The organism is Ignatzschineria sp. PL_is040 (assembly GCF_055813795.1).
Map to the genome: position 1 here is coordinate 80,785 of NZ_JBVPGU010000004.1, position 18,044 is coordinate 98,828.

Here is an 18,044-nt window from a genome sequence, read left to right on the forward strand (position 1 = left end):
TTTTTTAATATATTCTTTAGTATCGTCGAAGCATAAGCGGTTCTACCTTGAGATTTTCGCTTATGCTCATCAATGTGTTAGGTTTCGAAATATGAAAATTTCGAGGTCAATACTCAATTTTCTCATAAAACAGCAAAATAGCCAATGAGGATTTTCGGCCGTTGTTAGGAAGCTCACCTCAAAAGCATCCCACGCAATCGCAGGACGATATTCGATAGAAATAGTCACAGCAATCAATCAATGCTCGTAAATGGAATTTTGATCCGTTATAATCTGTACGAATTTAGTGCTAATTTAAGGTTGAAGATATTTACCATGAGTTTTGATATTAAAGCGCTCTACCAAGAGGTGATTTTAGATCACAATCGTAATCCTCGAAACTTCCATAAAATTGACCCCTGCTCTCATCATGCAGAAGGGCATAATCCGCTCTGTGGTGATCAGATTGAGCTCTATCTCAATATTGAAGAGGGCATTATTACAGATATTGCCTTTCAAGGTGAGGGGTGTGCCATCTCAACAGCCTCAAGCTCCATGATGACAGAGGCGATAAAGGGGAAGAGTATTGCTGAGGCAGAAGCGCTCTTTCAACGTTTTCATAATGCGGTAACGTTAGAAGATGTCGATAGTGGGGATTTAGGTTCTTTAGAAATCTTAATGGGAGTCCGGGATTATCCTACTCGTGTGAAGTGCGCCACATTACCGTGGCATGCACTCTATTCAGCAATTCATGCAAAAGATGAGATTGCCCAGACGGAATAGGATGCTTAAATGAGTGCTTTATCAAGCGTGACTAAAGAGTAACTAAAGAATAACTTGAATGAGTAATATACGAGTGAGTCATATAAGGCACCTAGCAAGATATTTAGCAGTGAAACCTTAGGCTAGATTGAGACAGTAAATCAGATAGATACTTTAAGTAGGCACTTTAACTAGATAGTTTGAATAGACAATTTAGATAGACAGTTTAGATAGATAAATTAGGTAAATAAATTAGATTAATTATTAGAAGGATAGAGATTTAAATGGATATGAATCGCGATGAACCCAATTTCCCGCAGATTCTCTTTGCAGAGGGTGTAGCGCCGGATGAGAAAGTAGATCAATTAATTGAAGAGATTATCGATGCCATTAAGAAGGTATATGACCCTGAAATTCCCGTAGATATCTATGAGTTAGGTTTAATCTACGCGATTGAGTTTCTCGATCTGACGGAGAATAATATTCGCATCCGTATCGATATGACTTTAACTGCGCCAGGATGTCCTGTTGCCGGAGAGATGCCAAGTTGGGTCTCTAATGCGGTTTACTCAATTCCTGAAATTAAAGAGTGTATGGTGGATCTAGTTTGGGAACCTTTCTGGACGCCTCAGAGAATGTCACTTCGGGCAAAACTTGAGCTCAATATGCTCTAAAAATAGAAGAGATATGGCTGGCATCAAGGCCTCTGATTGAGTATGCCCATGATCCAGATCCCATGCCCCACATGTTATATATCTAAAGCCCTCAAAAGAGCGACTTATCGTTATCTTTTGAGGGCTTTTATATTTAAAATGATTTGCTAAAAACAGGTTGTTTCTATTTTAAGGATGATTTAAAGACCATTGCTGACTAGAGAGCTTTGAGTAATTTCTGAAATACTGTTCGCGCCGGTAAGGGTCATTGCAACACGCATCTCTTTTTTAAAGAGATCGAGTAAATTTTCAACTCCTTTTTGTCCTTGTGCTGCTAATGCATAAGCATAAGAGCGACCAATCATTACACTATCAGCACCAAGTGCAATCATCCTGACAACATCAAGACCGGTTCTAATGCCTGAGTCAGCTAATATTTTAATATCACCTTTAACTGCATCGGCAATTTCTGGCAATGCTCTTGCGGAGGAGAGAACTCCATCTAATTGTCTACCGCCATGATTAGAAACAACAATGCCATCAGCACCAAATTTTACAGCATCCCTTGCATCATCTGGATCTAGAATGCCCTTAATAATCATTGGGCCTTCCCAGAAATCTCGAATCCATTCGAGATCTTTCCAGCAGATAGATGGGTCAAAGTTTTTAGTTAACCAACCAATGTAATCTTCTAAGTGCGTTGGCTCACCCCGGTATTTGGATATATTTCCTAAGTCATGAGGTTTTCCATGAATGCCGACATCCCATGCCCATTTAGGATGATACATTGCTTGCAATACTCGGCGAATATTCGCATAAGGTCCACTCATGCCAGAGTGGGCATCCCGGTAACGTGCGCCTGGCGTTGGCATATCAACGGTGAAAACAAGTGTCTTTACACCACTCTCTTTTGCGCGTTCTAGCGCATTCTTCATAAATCCGCGGTCTTTAAGAACATAGAGCTGAAACCACATGGGGCGATCTATCGCGGGAACAACCTCTTCTATGGGACAAACAGAGACTGATGAAAGGGTAAAAGGAATTCCCTTGTTGGCAGCGGCCTTTGCTGCTTGTACTTCTCCTCTTCGAGCATACATTCCTGTCAGCCCAACCGGTGCTAATATTACAGGAATGTCGAGTTTATCCTCCCAAAGCGTCGTTTCGGTACTGATATGCTCCATATTATTCAGTACTCGTTGTTTTAACTCAATTTCAGCAAGATCTTCAACATTTCGTTTGAGTGTATGCTCTGCATATGCGCCTCCATCAATATAGTGAAATAGAAATGGCGGAAGAGTCCTTTTTGCCGCTTTACGATAATCGGTGGGTACAGAAATGATCATTAAAACCTCCTTTGAATTTTTATTTTTGATTATCTAGATAGACATAGCTATCCCTTATCTAAAGATATATTAAAGATTAGGACACGGCACTGTTTAATTCATAGATATTCTAGGTTATAGAGATACTGCATAGTTTTATATTGAAACTGCATATTAAAAATGAGTACGTTTAATATTATTGGGTGAAGAGAAGGGAGGATGTTATGAATAAAATTTTAAAAATTAATGAAGAAGATAATTTAATTGTTGCTTTATCTGATATTTCACAAGGAACAGAGGTGTTTTGGGAAAATGAAAGTTATGTGTTAATTACAGATGTCCCTGCAAAACATAAGTTTGCAACAGAGGAAATGTCTGTAGGGGAAATTCTTTATATGTATGGTGTGCCTGTAGGTAGAGCGATTATACCAATTCAAAAAGGAGAGATTATAACAGTTGATAATATTGAGCACTATGCTGCGCCGATAAGCCTTGAAAATATGGACCCCTATATTTGGAATAAGCCTAATATTGATAAGTGGGTAAAGCGTACTTTCAAAGGTTATGTGCGAAAAGATGGTCGTGTTGGGACACGTAATTATTGGTTAATCATTCCTTTAGTTTTTTGTCAGAATAAAAATGTTGCCAAGCTTCAAGAAGCTCTATCTATTCCACTAGGTTACAAAACGTCTGATTATAGTAATATTACACGTAATTTGTTGGGAAGTACTGATCACAGTTTTATAAATAAAAGGTACTACCCCAATATTGATGGAATTAGAGGTCTTCATGTAAATAGTGGGTGTGGTGGGACTGAGTTTGACGCACGGTCATTATGTAAAATTTTAGCCTGCTATGCAGATCACCCAAATGTTGCTGGCGTAACAGTGTTTAGTTTAGGTTGTGAAAAAGCTCAGATAGGGATGTTTAAGGAAGAGTTAGCAAAGATAAACGTCAATTTTGATAAGCCTTTGTTAATTTATCGACAGCAGGACTATTCAAGCGAAGAATTAATGATGACGGAGGCAATTGAAGACACTTTTCAGCAACTTGTTGAAGCAAATAAAATTAAACGAGAAGAGGTTCCGTTATCTAAGTTAAAAATTGGTGTTAAGTGTGGTGGTTCAGATGGCTTTTCTGGAATATCAGCCAATCCAGTAATGGGAATTGTATCCGATAGAATTGTAGCATTAGGTGGTGGGAGTTGTTTAGCTGAGTTCCCTGAGCTATGTGGAGCAGAAGGAAATATATTATCAAGGTGTGTAAATTTTTCCGATAAAGAAAAGTTTATGCTTCTTATGAAAGATTATGAGCAAAAGGCAAATTCAGAAGGAGCTTCAATTGCGGATAATCCAAGTCCGGGCAATATCAGAGATGGTTTAATTACTGATGCAATTAAATCAACTGGAGCCTCTAAGAAAGGAGGTTCAGCCCCAATTATTGCAGTAAAAGAATATGGGGAGCAAATGCCCGACTCGGGTTTATCTTTAGTATGTACTCCAGGAAATGATTTAGAGGCTGTTACGGGACAAGTAGCTGCAGGAGCTAATCTTATATTATTTTCAACAGGGTTAGGAACCCCTACGGGAAATCCTATTACCCCTGTAATTAAAATCGCTACAAATAGTAAAGTAGCAGTGAAGCTTGCAGATATGATTGATTTTGATTGCGGACCTATTATTGAAGGCAAATCACTAGATAATGTAGCAGATAATCTTTTAGAAGTAATTATAGCCTCTGCTAGTGGCAACTATGAAGTGAAGGCAGATAGGCTGGAGCAATATGATTTTATGTTTTGGAAAAGAAATACTTCATTATAAAAAACAATAATAATAAAAAATAGCTTTGGTTTTTTTAATCAAAGGAGGAAACATGGATAAAAATAATACATTAAATACTGATTTAAAATCAGCTCTTTCAAAAGCAAAATATAAACTTCTTCCTTTAGTGATGCTTATGTTTGCTCTATCAATATTAGATAGATCTAATTTAGGGTATGTTAAATCATTCATAGAAGTTGATGCAGGAATAAGTGCAACTGCCTATGCGCTGGGAGCAGGTATATTTTTTATTGGATATGCTATTTTTGAAATACCTAGCAATCTTATTTTACATCGTGTGGGTGCGCGTGTCTGGCTTAGTCGTATTATGGTGAGCTGGGGGATTGTTACAATGTGCATGGTTTTTATTAAGGATGAAAAAAGTTTTTACATTTTACGTTTTTTGTTAGGAGTTACTGAGGCGGGTTTTTCCCCAGGAGTCATTTTATATATGACTTATTGGTTTCCGGCTAAATATCGGAGTCAAGCTTATGGTCTATATTATCTAGGAGTGCCGATAGCATTAATGTTAGGAGGCCCAATTAGTGGTGCTTTATTAGAGTTGCCCACTACTTGGGGAATTAAGGGGTGGCACTGGATGTTTCTAGTAGAGGGCGGTATTACCGTTGTAGTTGGAGTATTCGCCTTTTTTTGGTTAGTGAGTAAGCCTGAAGAAGCTAAGTGGTTAAGCAGTGCTGAAAAGAAAGCAGTTGCTACTGCATTTGAAGAAGAGGAAGGTATCACCCAAGACAATCTTCCTGTTTCTTTAAAGTCTATTTTTAAAAATTTAAGGGTATGGCAATTTGTTTTAATTTATTTTTCGATACAAATGAGTGTTTATGGTGTGCTTTTCTATTTGCCCACTAAAATAGCTTCATTATTAGGTACTAAGGTTGGATTAGAAGTAGGCTTGTATACATCAATTCCCTGGATTTTTACATTATTAATGATCCCTATCGTAACACGTTATGCTGATAAAAATCACAATTGGCAAAAAATGGCAGTCTCAATGTTACTCTTAGCCTCTTTAGGCATGGCTTTATCGACAGTCACATCGAGTGTTGTATTATTTATGCTGATTATTAGTATTGCTATTTGCGGCTTTATTGTAGTGCAACCACTTTTTTGGAATTTACCAACACAGTTTTTATCTGGACGTGCATTGGCAGGAGGGACTGCATTAATTGGAGCAATGGGAAACTTAGGAGGATTTGTTGCTCCTCAGATGAAAAATGGTGCAGAACAGTTTTTTAATAATGCTTATGCCGGTTATATGTCACTAGCCATTGTAGGTCTATTAGGTGTTTTATTATTACTTTCTTTAAAAAAAGCATAAATTTAATCAATAATTAAATCTATCAATTAGTTATGTTGATTATAATTAGCCTCATAATATTTATTATGAGGCTAATTTTTTATCTTATGTTGTTTTTTCTATATTGCCTAGGTGGTATTTTTTTATATTTTAAGAAACTTCTATTAAATGATGAAATTGACTTGAAGCCAGTTTTTTCACTAATTTTTGTGATAGGTATATTAGTTGTAGCTAATAATCGACAAGCATATGACAGACGTTGTTGGGTAATATATTGCAATACGCCAGTTTGAAGTATGCTACTAAAGAGTCGCGATAAACTACTCCGTGAAATAAAAAATCTTTTTGCAAGTTTGTCTATAGTGATATCTTGGTCAATATAATCGTTTATATACTTTAAGATGTTGTGTATTTGAGCATATCTTTTAATTGATAAGTTATCTTGAGGGTTGTTAATGTCTGTTATTTTATAGATATTGTCTTTGTATTTTCCTAAATAAACAATGAAGAGGATTAGTTCAATAGTCTGTTCTAATCCCTGTTTTAATAATGTGTTAGTAAAAAAAAGCTCTGTATTTTTACTTTTGGGGAATTTAATGCCATTGAGGGATAACTCTAATATTTTGTTTATTTGAGTACTCATAGAGCAATGGAAGCTAGGTAGCGATAAAATTTCTGCATGAAATATAGATGAGATTGAGTGATGGTTTTGACTTTTTTCAATGAATTCATGAGGAATCCAAGGGGCGAATAGGAATAAGTCCTGAGGTGTGTATTCAATGATTGCAGAGCCATATTTTAGAATTCCATGACCCTCTTTTATAAAGACCAACTCATACTCAGGATGAGAATGCCATTGTGATTTAAAGGAATGGGTGCGAGTTTCAAAAAACATACAGCTGCCGATTGGAACTTCTCTACTAAAAATATTTGCTTTCATTTTTTGTGCCTCATTATAGTTATTTATAAAGAAGATAAAATAGATAGAACTCTATTTTTGGTGGTTTTAGCACTAGATATACAGAAATAACATATGAGATTTATAAATGGTAGAGTATTAATACTCATCTTCAAATTAATATATTGTTCGCATAATAGATGACTCAATTCGCATAGTTTTAATAATAATAGTCGCTATATTGATAGAGAGTAGGTTATTCACTATAGGGATTATGTTATGAGCAATAAGTTTAAGGGGGTATGGTGTCCCTCAGTAACACCTTTTACTAAAGAAAATAAGATTGATGATACAGCGCTTGGAAAGCACTATAAACGTCTTGAGAGTGCAGGTATTGATGGCATTTTAGTTATGGGAAGCATAGGTGAATTTGCAACGCTTAAACTCCAAGAAAGAGAGCAGTTGATTGCAAAAGCTAGAAGTTTGACTAACTTGCCTTTAATTGCTCATGTGTCAGATACATGCGTGTCCAATATTGTTCATTTGTCCAGTCAAGCTAAGGCCTTAGGATATGATGCTGTAATGATTTTACCTCATTATTACTATGCACAGAATGAACAACAGTTATTGGAGTATTATTTAGATCTTGATCGACAAATTGGCATGCCTTGGTTTATTTATAATTTTCCAGCTAGAACAGGCTGTGATGTTAATGCCTCACTCGTTATTCAATTGATTGAAAAATGTCCTAATTTTGTAGGAATTAAGGATACAGTTGATACCTTATCTCATACAAGGGAAATAGTTTTGAATGCAAAGTCTATTAATCCCGAATTTTCAGTATTGGCAGGATATGATGAGTACTTTGCTCCCAACTTATTAAATGGTGGTCATGGTGTATTGTCAGGCTTAACGAACCTTATTCCTGAAGTATTTGTAGAGTTAGTATCAGCATATAAAAACCGGGATATGGATCTATTTATTGAAAGTCACCAAAAAATAAGTCGTTTAATGAGTATCTACAGTATTGGTAATGATTTTATAACAACTATAAAAATAGCAGTAAGCCATAAGTATGGATATATGAATGCCGATTCTAGAAATTATGCAGGAAAATGTAATCATCAAGATTTACAAAAAATAGATGAAATGTTGATTTAGTCTACATTTCATACAAAAAACATCAAATAATAAGAATGGAGGAGAAGTGATATGAAAAAAATATCTATGTATATTAATGGGCAGTTTATTAATGAGTCAGAAAAATATGAAAATGTTTTAAATCCATCAACGGAAGAGGTTATTGCCCAAGAGCCAATTGGTACTTTAGATCATGTCAATTTAGCTGTAGCTTCAGCTAAAAAAGCACAAAAAGACTGGGAAAGAATGCCTGCTTATCAGAGAGGAGAATATCTTCATAAAATAGCTGAAGGAATAAGAGAGAGAGCTGATGAAATAATCTCAACCATTGTTCAAGAGGGTGGTAAAACTAGAGATCTTGCGAAAATAGAGGTGTTTTTTACAGCAGATTATTTAGATTATCAAGCAGAATGGGCTAGGCGTTATGAGGGGGAGATTATACAAAGTGACAGGCCTAATGAGAATATAATGCTCTTCAAGCGACCTTTAGGGGTTGTTGCCGGCATTTTACCTTGGAATTTTCCATTTTTTTTAATAGCAAGGAAAATGGGGCCAGCTTTAATTACAGGAAATACCATTGTTATTAAACCTAGCAGTCTAACGCCAATTAATTGTTTTATTTTTTCTGAAATTGTGGATAGTGTAGGACTCCCCGCAGGGGTGTTTAATGTTGTTAATGGCGGGGGAGCCGAAGTGGGTGGGGCATTAGCTCGTCATCCAGATGTTAACATGATTAGTTTAACGGGCTCAGTTCCTGCAGGAGAAGCAGTAATGCGAGAAGCAGCTAAAAATATCACAAAGGTATCTTTAGAGTTAGGGGGGAAAGCGCCGGCAATTGTTTTAGAGGATGCAGATTTAGATATAGCAATAAAGGCAATTACAGCATCTCGCATTGGTAATACTGGGCAAATTTGTAATTGTGCTGAAAGAGTTTATGTTCATAAAAACATTCGTGATGAATTTATTAAAAAATTAATTTTGGAATTTCAATCAGTAAAATTAGGTAATCCTGCTGAATTTAACGAAGGTGATCTAGACATGGGTCCTCTTATTAATCAAGGGGCATTAAAGTCTGTTGAGGAAAAGGTTAGAGTTGCCGTAAAACAAGGTGCCGTTATTGAATATGGTGGGAGTAGAATAGAAGGGAAAGGTTACTTTTTTGAGCCAACTATTCTAAGTAATGTTACGCAAGAAATGGATATTATGCATCAAGAAATTTTTGGACCTGTTCTTCCTATTTCCACATTTACGGATTTAGATGATGTAATTGAGATGGCAAATGATTGTGATTTTGGATTAACAAGTTCGGTTTATGGCCGTAACATAAATGATATTTTTTATATTATCCGTCGCTTAGAGTTTGGTGAAACTTATGTCAATCGTGAAAACTTTGAAGCAATGCAAGGATTTCATGCTGGATGGAAAAAGTCAGGTGTAGGTGGGGCCGATGGTAAACATGGTTTGGAAGAGTTTTTACAAACACAAGTAGTGTATTTAGAAACGAATAAGTAATCCAAGTATTTTCATAAATTTTAAGGTAAAGAAAATCCTAGAGTTTGTATAACTTTAGGATTTTCTTTATGTAGAGGTTATCTAGAGAGGAGGATCATTTTACTAAAAATAGTCCTTTTTTACGACCCATCCGCTAAAATAGAGTGGTCCTTATTTTAAGGTAACCCTTCATTATTGAACCTATTATTTTCAATCTACTGGTCGATCGATTGATCGACTACCGGACTTTTACTCTTTGATGATTTCGATGATGGTTATCGATAATCTTTATCAAAGCCTGAAACAGCTTTATACCGTATATGGAGCGATCTTTTATGTCTTTAACCCTCTCTCAATTTTTGAAAAAAATTCCTAAAGCAGAATTGCACTACCATCTTTTAGGGGGCGTACGTCTAGAAACGATGCTCGATCTTGCCCATAAATATGGTGTTCCGTTGACGGAGAAAGAAGCAAAATCTTATTATCGCGCTTATGCGCATGAGAATGAGGTCATGAAAGGGGGAATAGCGGCGCTCAATTTTCTCTATCCGTTACTTCGCGAGCCGGAAGATTATGCGCGCGTTGCTTATGAGATCTTAGAAGATGCGAAAAATAGTGGTATTCGTTATGTGGAGTTCTTCTGGAATCCCAATGATACTGAGCTCCCTTATCAAGTTGTAACGGATACTTTAGCGGCAGTTTTTGAGGAAGCAGAAGCAAAGTGGAATATTAGTGCCTATCTGATCCCCTCAATCAATCGAGAGAAGAGCCCTGAAGAAGCGGTGGAGATGGTCGAATGGATGATCGCTTACCCCCATCCTCGCGTTTTAGGGATCGGTATCGATTATCGAGAAGATGATGCACCGATTGAGAAGTTCTGGAAAGCATATCGTCTTGCAAAAGAGAATCATCTTCGCTTAACGGGACACTGCTCAGAGTTTGGGCTTCATTGGCGAAATGTGGAGACAGGGCTCGATCTGATTGGGCTTGAGCGTATCGATCATGGCTATACGGTTGTTGAGAATCCCGAGCTGATGCAGCGTTGTGTTGATGAGCGTATTCCCTTTACCGTTGTGCCGAGTAATACTTTTTTCTTAAAAAAGTGGCCTAATCTAGAAGAGTGGCAGATGAAGCATCCTATTCGACAGATGGCGAAAGCAGGTATGGTGATTATCCCGGCAACGGATGATTGGCATATGCACAACACCGATGGAGAGAAATGTTACCGAGTGATGATTGAAAATTTCGGCTTCGATCTCGACGGTGTACGTCAATGTATTGAAAATGGTATCGATGCTGCATGGCAACCTGAGTCGGTGAAAGAGGAGTGGCGTCAGGAGTGGCTTGCTGAATTTGATCAGCTGCGTTCAGAGCTTACTGAAGAGCCAACATTTGATCCTGAATTTCACACTCCTTACCAATTGAAATAGGAAAGAGAGGTAAATTTCAGAGAGAAGAATCTCTAAAGTTCTAAAGTCCTAATGTTCTAAAATGGACGAGATTCATTGATTGCTAATGTAATAAATTCAGACTCCTGACAATTTGCTTCTTGAAGTGATTGTTTCAGATAACGAGGTGGCTCATCGAGCGCTTCATCTGTTAACTCAAAGACGCCCCAATGGATGCCGATCGATTGTTGAATGTTTAACATTTGATGAATTTCGACCGCTTCCTTGGGGCTAATATGTTGCGGCGCCATAAACCAACGTGGCTCATAAGCCCCGATCGGTATGAAGCCAATATCGATAGAGAAGCGTTCCCCGATCTCTTGGAGAAGAGGGGTAAAACCTGTATCGCCGGCAAAATAGAGCGTCTTTCCCCCTAATTGAATAATATAGCCACACCATAAAGAGGTATTGCGATCTAAAAATCCTCGCTTACTCCAATGTTGCGCGGGAACGGCGGTGATCGCTATAGGTGCTTGTGAAAAAGAGAGCTTCTCGTAATCCCACCAATCAAGTTCAATGACTTGTTCAATTCCCCGTTTTAAAAACCACGGTTTAAGTCCTAAGGGGACAATGACAATAAGGTTTGGGAATTTTTGATAGAGTTCCAAAATCGTTCTCTCATCAAGATGATCATAATGATTATGGGAGATTAAAATCAGATCTAAGCAGGGCATCGATTCAATTACTGACGTTGCCGGTGTTTTTCGAAGCGGGCCGAGAAAGGAGAGGGGAGAGGCACGGTGAGAGAAGATGGGATCGGTTACAATCGATACTTCAGGTGTTGAGATATAGATCGAAGAGTGTCCTAACCAGATGAATGTTGATGCCTCTTTTTCGGGAAAGTGGAGCGGCACCATATTCTTCTTAATAAAGTCTTCATATCCCGTAGAGGGAGCTTGAGGCAGTCTCTTCTGCCGGCGCTCTTGCATCCATCGTAGAAGATCTCGCCAATCAATCCTTGTTGGGGGAATATTTTCAAAGCCGTAAGGGCGATGATGAGCTTTTCCCGGATTGTAATGGGGATTGATCCGTTTTTTAAATAGCTGCTTTTTTAACATCTGCACCTCTATTATCGTGTTTTTTCATAATTATCATAATTTTTTAAATTCAGTAAGGCGGTTACGGGTCAAAAAAGAGCATCTAAAGGTTACTCTAGATGCTCTGAAGTTGTTGATACAAGTCGTTACTGATATGAGTTATAGAGAAGTTATAGCTCATGTTGTTTCGATTAACCTATTTTATCGTGAGTCGTACAATTTTATGCCCCTTATCCATAGATATCGTAAGGGAGTCTACTTGAAAGATATTATGAATGCTTCCTCCGATAAATCACCTGCCGAGTGCCGATAGATTGATGAATGAGGGAGGAGGTATGACAGTTGCCGGAGCATCCACCACACAGAGATTGAGTATCGAGGCTAGGGCAGGGACGGTTCTCAAGTTTTTCAATGATACCTCTTTTAACCCATTGCGCCATCATCATCTCTACTGTATTAGGATCAAGATTGAATGAGTGGGCAAGGTGCGTTAATGGCACCTCACCTCGCTTTTCGATATAAGCTTTCATCTTTAAGAGGATCATTGGCAGCAACTCCCTTTTTGCCCATTTTTATGGCTCTTTTGAATAAACTCTTTACTCTCTGTAAAGATCTCCTTTTTCCCCATATAACGCAGTAAGAGAAAGAGCGCAAGAAGTGCAGCAAGTAGGGATCCTAACCAAATAATAGGTGTGACGCCGCCTTCGGTGAAGAGAAGATGGAGTTGGAAATAACCGGTTGCTAAGATCCAGCCAATAATAAAGGTCCAGCTCGCAACTAAGAGCGTCCAGCGAATGCCAGCTTCTCGATAGACTGCACCGAGTGCTGCAACGCAAGGGGTATAGAGGAGAATAAAGATAAGGTAAGCGATCACCGATGCAGATGAGGTGAAGTAGCGCTCAATTTCTGAGATGGTTGTATCATCCACATCATTGGCTTCTTGAATAGATTCGATCTCCCCATCAGCAACTTGTTGGTTAATGCCGAGAGGATCGAGTAGCAGTGCTGGTAATTCTGCAAGATTTTCCGGAATTGAGGCAAAAGCTTCTTGTACTTGTGGCCAAAATTGAAACTCTTCATTCTCTTCATTGTGTGAGTGGAGCGAGTTGAGTGTTCCGATAACTTCACTTTTTCTTTGGTATAAAGACGCCAAATCTCTTCACGATGATAAGGCGTTAATCTGGTATTTTTATGCATATTCATAACAGTATTTTCTCCGAATACTGTAAACAACGCTAGTAAATCCTACAGATTATTGGTGATAGAAGACCGCCAACTGCCGGCGCGGGGTTTTTGGAAGTACGCAGTAGTGAGATCCGGCAGCGTTCTGCTTTTGTTTGGAACCATAAAAAGCCATCATCTTTTAAGATGATGGCTGATATCAATTGTTAGATCTCTCTTATTACATTTGATCGTTACACTATTTTTTCTCTAAAAGCGGTTTAAGATATTTGCCGGTGTAGCTCTCTTTACATTGGGTGATCTCTTCGGGAGTGCCGGCAAAGATGATATTTCCACCTTTCGCTCCCCCTTCTGGACCGATGTCGATGAGCCAATCTGCTGTCTTAATAACATCGAGATTGTGCTCGATAATAATGATGGTATTCCCTTTATCACGTAAGGTATGAATCACTTTAAGGAGCTGTGCAATATCGTGGAAATGCAGACCGGTTGTTGGCTCATCGAGAATATAGACCGTTTTGCCGGTATCTCGTTTCGAGAGCTCCCGGGAAAGCTTGACTCGTTGAGCCTCACCGCCGGAGAGTGTTGTCGCATTTTGACCTAAGGTGATATAGCTTAAACCCACTTCCATCAGTGTTTCGAGTCGACGATGAACAACTGGAATGGCATCGAAGAATTGATACGCTTCTTCCACCGTCATATTGAGAACATCATTGATCGACTTTCCTTTATAGAGAATATCGAGGGTTTCGCGATTGTAACGCTTTCCTTGACACTCATCACACATGACATAGACATCGGGAAGGAAGTGCATCTCAACTTTGATAAGACCATCCCCCTGACAATTTTCACAACGTCCTCCCTTCACATTGAAGCTAAAACGCCCTGGTTGATAGCCTCGTGCGCGTGCTTCTGGCGTATTGGCGAAGATCTCTCGAATCGGGGTGAAGAGTCCGGTATAGGTCGCAGGATTGGATCGAGGTGTTCGGCCGATAGGGCTCTGATCGATGTTGACGATTTTGTCGATCTGATCTAATCCTTCAATCTTCTGATAAGGTGCAACTTCGATGCTATTGTTTTTATTTAAAATACGTGCGATAGCGCTGTAGAGCGTATCATTCACGAGAGTTGATTTTCCTGAACCTGAAACGCCGGTCACACAGGTTAGAAGGCCGAGCGGGAAGGAGGCGGTCACTTTTTTGAGGTTATTGCCTGTTGCGCCAATCAGCTTAATTTCTCTCTTAGGATCTCGTGGCGTTCGCTCTTTCGGCACCTCTATTTTCTTGCGTCCAGAGAGATAATCGGCAGTGAGAGAATCTTTATTTTTCAGTACTGATTGAGGGGTTCCTGCAGCAACAACAGAGCCTCCATGAACGCCGGCGCCGGGGCCAATATCGACAATATAATCTGCGGCTAAAATGGCATCTTCATCATGTTCTACCACAATGACGGTATTTCCAAGATCGCGCAGATGGAAGAGGGTCTGTAAGAGGCGATCATTATCTCGTTGATGAAGACCGATTGAGGGCTCATCTAACACATAGAGAACACCCATTAAGCCGGCACCAATTTGGGAGGCAAGACGAATTCGTTGTGCTTCACCTCCAGAGAGTGTCTCTGCTGAACGAGAGAGGTTGAGATAGTCGAGTCCGACATTGACTAAAAAGCCGAGTCGTTCCTGAATCTCTTTAAAGATCTTATCGGCAATCTCTTTTTTAGCGCCCGAGAGCTTCACCTCTTCAGCCCATTTTAAGGCCTCATTGATCGGTAGGGCGGTGATGTTATGGATCGCTTTGCCTTCGATAAGAACATTTTTTGCAGCAGGACCTAGGCGACTTCCTTCACAGTCAGGGCAGACACGCATCGCTAAAAATCGCGTTAAACTTTCACGGACAATTTGTGAGTCGGTCTCATGGTAACGACGCTCTAAATTATTTAAGATCCCCTCAAATGGATGGATGCGGATGGAACGTTGTCCTCGATTACTTAGATAATGGAACTCTATCTCCTCCTCACCCGATCCGTAGAGTAGAATCTTCTGAATCTTTTTCGGAAGCGCTTCAAAAGGCGTTTCTGGGTTAAAGCCGTAATGTCTCCCTAAAGATTCGATCATGGAGAAGTAGTAGCTAGAATTTTTATCCCAGCCTCGAATAGCACCACTAGCTAGTGATAGAGAGGGTTCGGCAATAACGCGATCAGGATCAAAATATTGATTAACCCCTAAACCATCACAAGTTGGGCAAGCGCCTTCAGGATTATTAAAAGAGAAGAGGCGCGGTTCTAACTCGGCAATGGTAAAGCCGCATTCAGGGCAGGCGTAATTGGCAGAGAATTGAAGCAACGTCTCTTCACTCTTCATATCGACAATTGCTGCTAATCCATTCGTCAGATCGAGTGCTGTCTCTAATGACTCTGAAAGGCGGATACGAATATCATCTCGGACACGGAAACGATCGACAACAACATCGATATCGTGATGCTGTTTCGGGTTGATCTCCGGCAACTCATCGATCTCATAGGTTTTTCCATCAACACGAACACGCAGAAATCCTCGTGCTTTAAGCTCTTCAAAGAGTTTGAGATGCTCTCCCTTCCGATTGCGAACAATAGGGGCTATCAACATCAGTCGAAGCTCTTCAGAGAGTGCCATCGTCATATCGACCATCTGCGGAATGGTCTGAGCATTGAGCGGGAGATGATGGGTCGGGCAGTGGGGCGTACCGATACGGGCGAAGAGCAGACGAAGATAGTCGTAGATCTCGGTGACCGTTCCCACTGTTGAGCGTGGATTGTGGGATGTTGATTTTTGCTCGATAGAGATCGCCGGCGATAGACCTGAGATATGGTCAACATCAGGCTTTCCCATCACCGAGAGGAATTGTCTCGCATAAGAGGAGAGTGACTCCACATAGCGACGTTGCCCTTCAGCGTAGAGTGTATCGAAAGCAAGTGATGATTTCCCAGAGCCAGAGAGCCCTGTAATGACCACGAGTTTATTACGGGGAAGGGTTAAACTAATATCTTTAAGATTGTGCGTACGCGCACCTTGAATAATTATATCTTCCATAAAACCTTCAGATAGGAGGTAGGGGATAGAGCGGTAATAAGATACCGACTCCCTTAAATGATCTTTTTGTACTATGTGAGAATATAGGGTGATCTTTAGAGATTTCAAGGCTGAGAGTGATTTTAGGGGGTTCTCTCACTACATCTCATCTCTTTCAATCTCACCGCTATATATCTTACCTCTATATATCTCTATTCTCTTTAGCACTATTGAGTTGTGGATAGCGTGTGATTCCTTCGAGGAGTAGAATACTCTCGTAGAGGGGATAATCATTCTCTAGGAGATAACGCTTCTGCTGTGTGAAGTGATCTTCGTGCGAATGGGATCTTTTATCGATTCCATTTCTATCTGTTTTAGGGCTGACTTTAAGATCAGGGATGAAGATATCAGGGGTAATCCCTTCATCTTGAATACTCTTGCCATCAGGGGTGTAGTAGCGCGCGATGGTATAGCGAATCGCATCGCCATTGTTGAGGGGAACGGCATATTGGACAGAACCTTTCCCATAGCTATTCTCCCCGACGATTAATGCTCTTTGATGATCTTGAAGTGCGCCGGCAACAATCTCTGCCGCTGAGGCGCTCTGTTGGTTGATAAGAATAATTAAGGGGGTGGCGGCTAATATTTCTCGCTCAGTGGCAAGATATTGTTTCTGATGCTGAGTTGCTTGACCTGTTGTGTAAGTGATCACACCTTGTGTCAGGAAGAGATCAGCGACATCGATGGCGGCGGAGAGAAGTCCGCCATGATTATTACGGAGATCGAGAATCATCCCTTGGATCGGGGTATTTGCTGTTTTAGATTCAATCTCAAGGGCGAGAAGGGCATCTGCAATCTCTTCACTGCTCCCCTCTTGAAAACGGCTTAAGGAGAGATAGGCAAATTGCCCATATCGTCTCGCTTTTTCCAGACTAGGGAGGGCAATATCGGCACGGACAATCTGGCGCTCTTTTAACTCTCCATTATGAAAGAATTCTAACTGAACGTGGCTCCCTTTTTTGCCTTGCAGTCGTTGCTCTGCCTGCGCTACTGTGAGTTGATCTGTCGGTGTTTGATCGATTGTGACAATGCGATCCCCTATCTGCAATCCTGCCTTTTCTGCCGGACTGTTGGGGGCAATTGTTTTAATCACCATCGCCCCTTTTGTATCGTAGTCATCTCGACTCTCAGCGCGAAGGGTGATACCGATACTGCTCTCTTTGCCAGAGGTCTCATTTTTGATCTTTTGAAACTGCTCGGCACTATAATATTTTGAATGAGGATCGAGGTTACTTAACATCCCCATAATGGCATTTTGAATGAGGGTGGCATCGCTCAACTCATCGACATAGTTGCGTTTTAGCTCATCAAAGACTTCGATAAAGCGGCGCAGATCATCTACGGGGATAGAGGGTTCTGCCGGCGTTGAGATAAGATCGATCGTTTCATGATTTTTTTGAAGAGAGGTGCTTATAGAGGGGCGCTTCTCCTTTGGCGGATCACTATCTGGAGTACTGATGATTGTGATCGGAAGTATCTCGACAGCCGCTTTCTCTTCTGCATAAGCGGATGGCATTAAACTTACCGAAAGAAGTGTGGAGAGAAGAAGTGTAGATGAGAGCGCTCTTTTCATAATAGATTCCTTGATGGGTATCACCGAGAAGTTGATCAAAATTGTATCAGTCAGACGATTAGTGGTTGGCTATCAATGTCTCTTATTAGCATCTGTGGATAGGAGTCTGTCTATTACTTATTGTATCAATCGCTATCTGAATTGCGCTATCTGAATTGCTTAATTGCATAATTGCTTAATTTATTGTTGCCATAAAAAGTTATCTTTATATCCCTATAGGTTGTCTTAATAGGGGACTATTTTCAGCGATTGATTAGTTAAAGGTATCGGTTGAAGATAAAAGTTGGGGTAAGTGACTTCAGAGATGGGCAGAAGTAG

At 39.9% G+C, this 18,044-nt stretch carries 14 protein-coding genes; 7 read left to right on the forward strand and 7 right to left on the reverse strand.

The features are described from left to right. The first annotated feature begins 315 nt into the window (after positions 1 to 315). Together sufU and AC0SAP_RS06890 are read left to right on the forward strand one after the other, a co-directional pair. Positions 316 to 762 (forward strand): Fe-S cluster assembly sulfur transfer protein SufU, encoded by a 447-nt coding sequence (gene sufU / locus AC0SAP_RS06885; RefSeq protein WP_473383581.1) that lies wholly within the window; start codon positions 316 to 318, stop codon positions 760 to 762. A gap of 263 nt (positions 763 to 1,025) precedes the next feature. Next, the gene (locus AC0SAP_RS06890; RefSeq protein WP_275665788.1) at positions 1,026 to 1,415 is read left to right on the forward strand and encodes an iron-sulfur cluster assembly protein; all 390 of its coding nucleotides are present in this window, start codon (positions 1,026 to 1,028) and stop codon (positions 1,413 to 1,415) included. A gap of 179 nt (positions 1,416 to 1,594) precedes the next feature. Here the strand turns inward: AC0SAP_RS06890 and lldD are convergent, their stop codons facing one another. After that, on the reverse strand, positions 1,595 to 2,737 hold the full coding sequence (gene lldD, locus AC0SAP_RS06895) for an FMN-dependent L-lactate dehydrogenase LldD (protein WP_473383582.1): 1,143 nt from the start codon (positions 2,735 to 2,737) through the stop codon (positions 1,595 to 1,597). Positions 2,738 to 2,940: 203 nt separating this feature from the next. Here lldD and AC0SAP_RS06900 point away from each other — a divergent pair, with 203 nt between their 5' ends. Further along, on the forward strand, positions 2,941 to 4,536 hold the full coding sequence (locus AC0SAP_RS06900; RefSeq protein ID WP_473383583.1) for a UxaA family hydrolase: 1,596 nt from the start codon (positions 2,941 to 2,943) through the stop codon (positions 4,534 to 4,536). Positions 4,537 to 4,588: 52 nt separating this feature from the next. After that, positions 4,589 to 5,872 (forward strand): MFS transporter, encoded by a 1,284-nt coding sequence (locus AC0SAP_RS06905; protein WP_473383585.1) that lies wholly within the window; start codon positions 4,589 to 4,591, stop codon positions 5,870 to 5,872. A gap of 79 nt (positions 5,873 to 5,951) precedes the next feature. Here the strand turns inward: AC0SAP_RS06905 and AC0SAP_RS06910 are convergent, their stop codons facing one another. Beyond that, positions 5,952 to 6,791, reverse strand: coding sequence for an AraC family transcriptional regulator (locus tag AC0SAP_RS06910; protein ID WP_473383586.1), 840 nt, complete (start codon positions 6,789 to 6,791; stop codon positions 5,952 to 5,954). Between the two features lie 237 nt (positions 6,792 to 7,028). Here AC0SAP_RS06910 and AC0SAP_RS06915 point away from each other — a divergent pair, with 237 nt between their 5' ends. From AC0SAP_RS06915 to AC0SAP_RS06925, 3 genes are all read left to right on the forward strand, one after another. Next, the gene (locus AC0SAP_RS06915; protein ID WP_473383587.1) at positions 7,029 to 7,910 is read left to right on the forward strand and encodes a dihydrodipicolinate synthase family protein; all 882 of its coding nucleotides are present in this window, start codon (positions 7,029 to 7,031) and stop codon (positions 7,908 to 7,910) included. A 51-nt stretch (positions 7,911 to 7,961) separates the two neighbouring features. After that, positions 7,962 to 9,401: an aldehyde dehydrogenase gene (gene aldA, locus AC0SAP_RS06920; protein ID WP_473383589.1), complete on the forward strand. Its 1,440-nt coding sequence runs from the start codon at positions 7,962 to 7,964 to the stop codon at positions 9,399 to 9,401. A 314-nt stretch (positions 9,402 to 9,715) separates the two neighbouring features. After that, positions 9,716 to 10,810, forward strand: coding sequence for an adenosine deaminase family protein (locus tag AC0SAP_RS06925; protein ID WP_473383590.1), 1,095 nt, complete (start codon positions 9,716 to 9,718; stop codon positions 10,808 to 10,810). Positions 10,811 to 10,866: 56 nt separating this feature from the next. Here AC0SAP_RS06925 and AC0SAP_RS06930 read toward each other — a convergent pair whose 3' ends face one another. The 5 genes from AC0SAP_RS06930 to AC0SAP_RS06950 all read right to left on the reverse strand — a co-directional run bounded on the left by AC0SAP_RS06930 (position 10,867) and on the right by AC0SAP_RS06950 (position 17,726). Beyond that, positions 10,867 to 11,886 (reverse strand): MBL fold metallo-hydrolase, encoded by a 1,020-nt coding sequence (locus AC0SAP_RS06930; protein ID WP_473383591.1) that lies wholly within the window; start codon positions 11,884 to 11,886, stop codon positions 10,867 to 10,869. Positions 11,887 to 12,134: 248 nt separating this feature from the next. Next, a complete protein-coding gene (locus AC0SAP_RS06935; protein WP_473383593.1) occupies positions 12,135 to 12,410 on the reverse strand; it encodes a FeoC-like transcriptional regulator in 276 nt (91 codons plus the stop codon). Next, positions 12,407 to 13,018: a hypothetical protein gene (locus tag AC0SAP_RS06940; RefSeq protein WP_473383594.1), complete on the reverse strand. Its 612-nt coding sequence runs from the start codon at positions 13,016 to 13,018 to the stop codon at positions 12,407 to 12,409. The genes AC0SAP_RS06935 and AC0SAP_RS06940 overlap by 4 nt, the downstream gene beginning before the upstream one ends. A 267-nt stretch (positions 13,019 to 13,285) precedes the next feature. Then, positions 13,286 to 16,114 carry an excinuclease ABC subunit UvrA gene (uvrA, locus tag AC0SAP_RS06945; RefSeq protein WP_473383595.1) on the reverse strand — a complete coding sequence of 943 codons (2,829 nt, stop codon included), beginning with the start codon at positions 16,112 to 16,114 and terminating at the stop codon, positions 13,286 to 13,288. Between the two features lie 181 nt (positions 16,115 to 16,295). Continuing rightward, positions 16,296 to 17,726: a S41 family peptidase gene (locus tag AC0SAP_RS06950; protein ID WP_473383597.1), complete on the reverse strand. Its 1,431-nt coding sequence runs from the start codon at positions 17,724 to 17,726 to the stop codon at positions 16,296 to 16,298. Positions 17,727 to 18,044 lie beyond the last annotated feature (318 nt).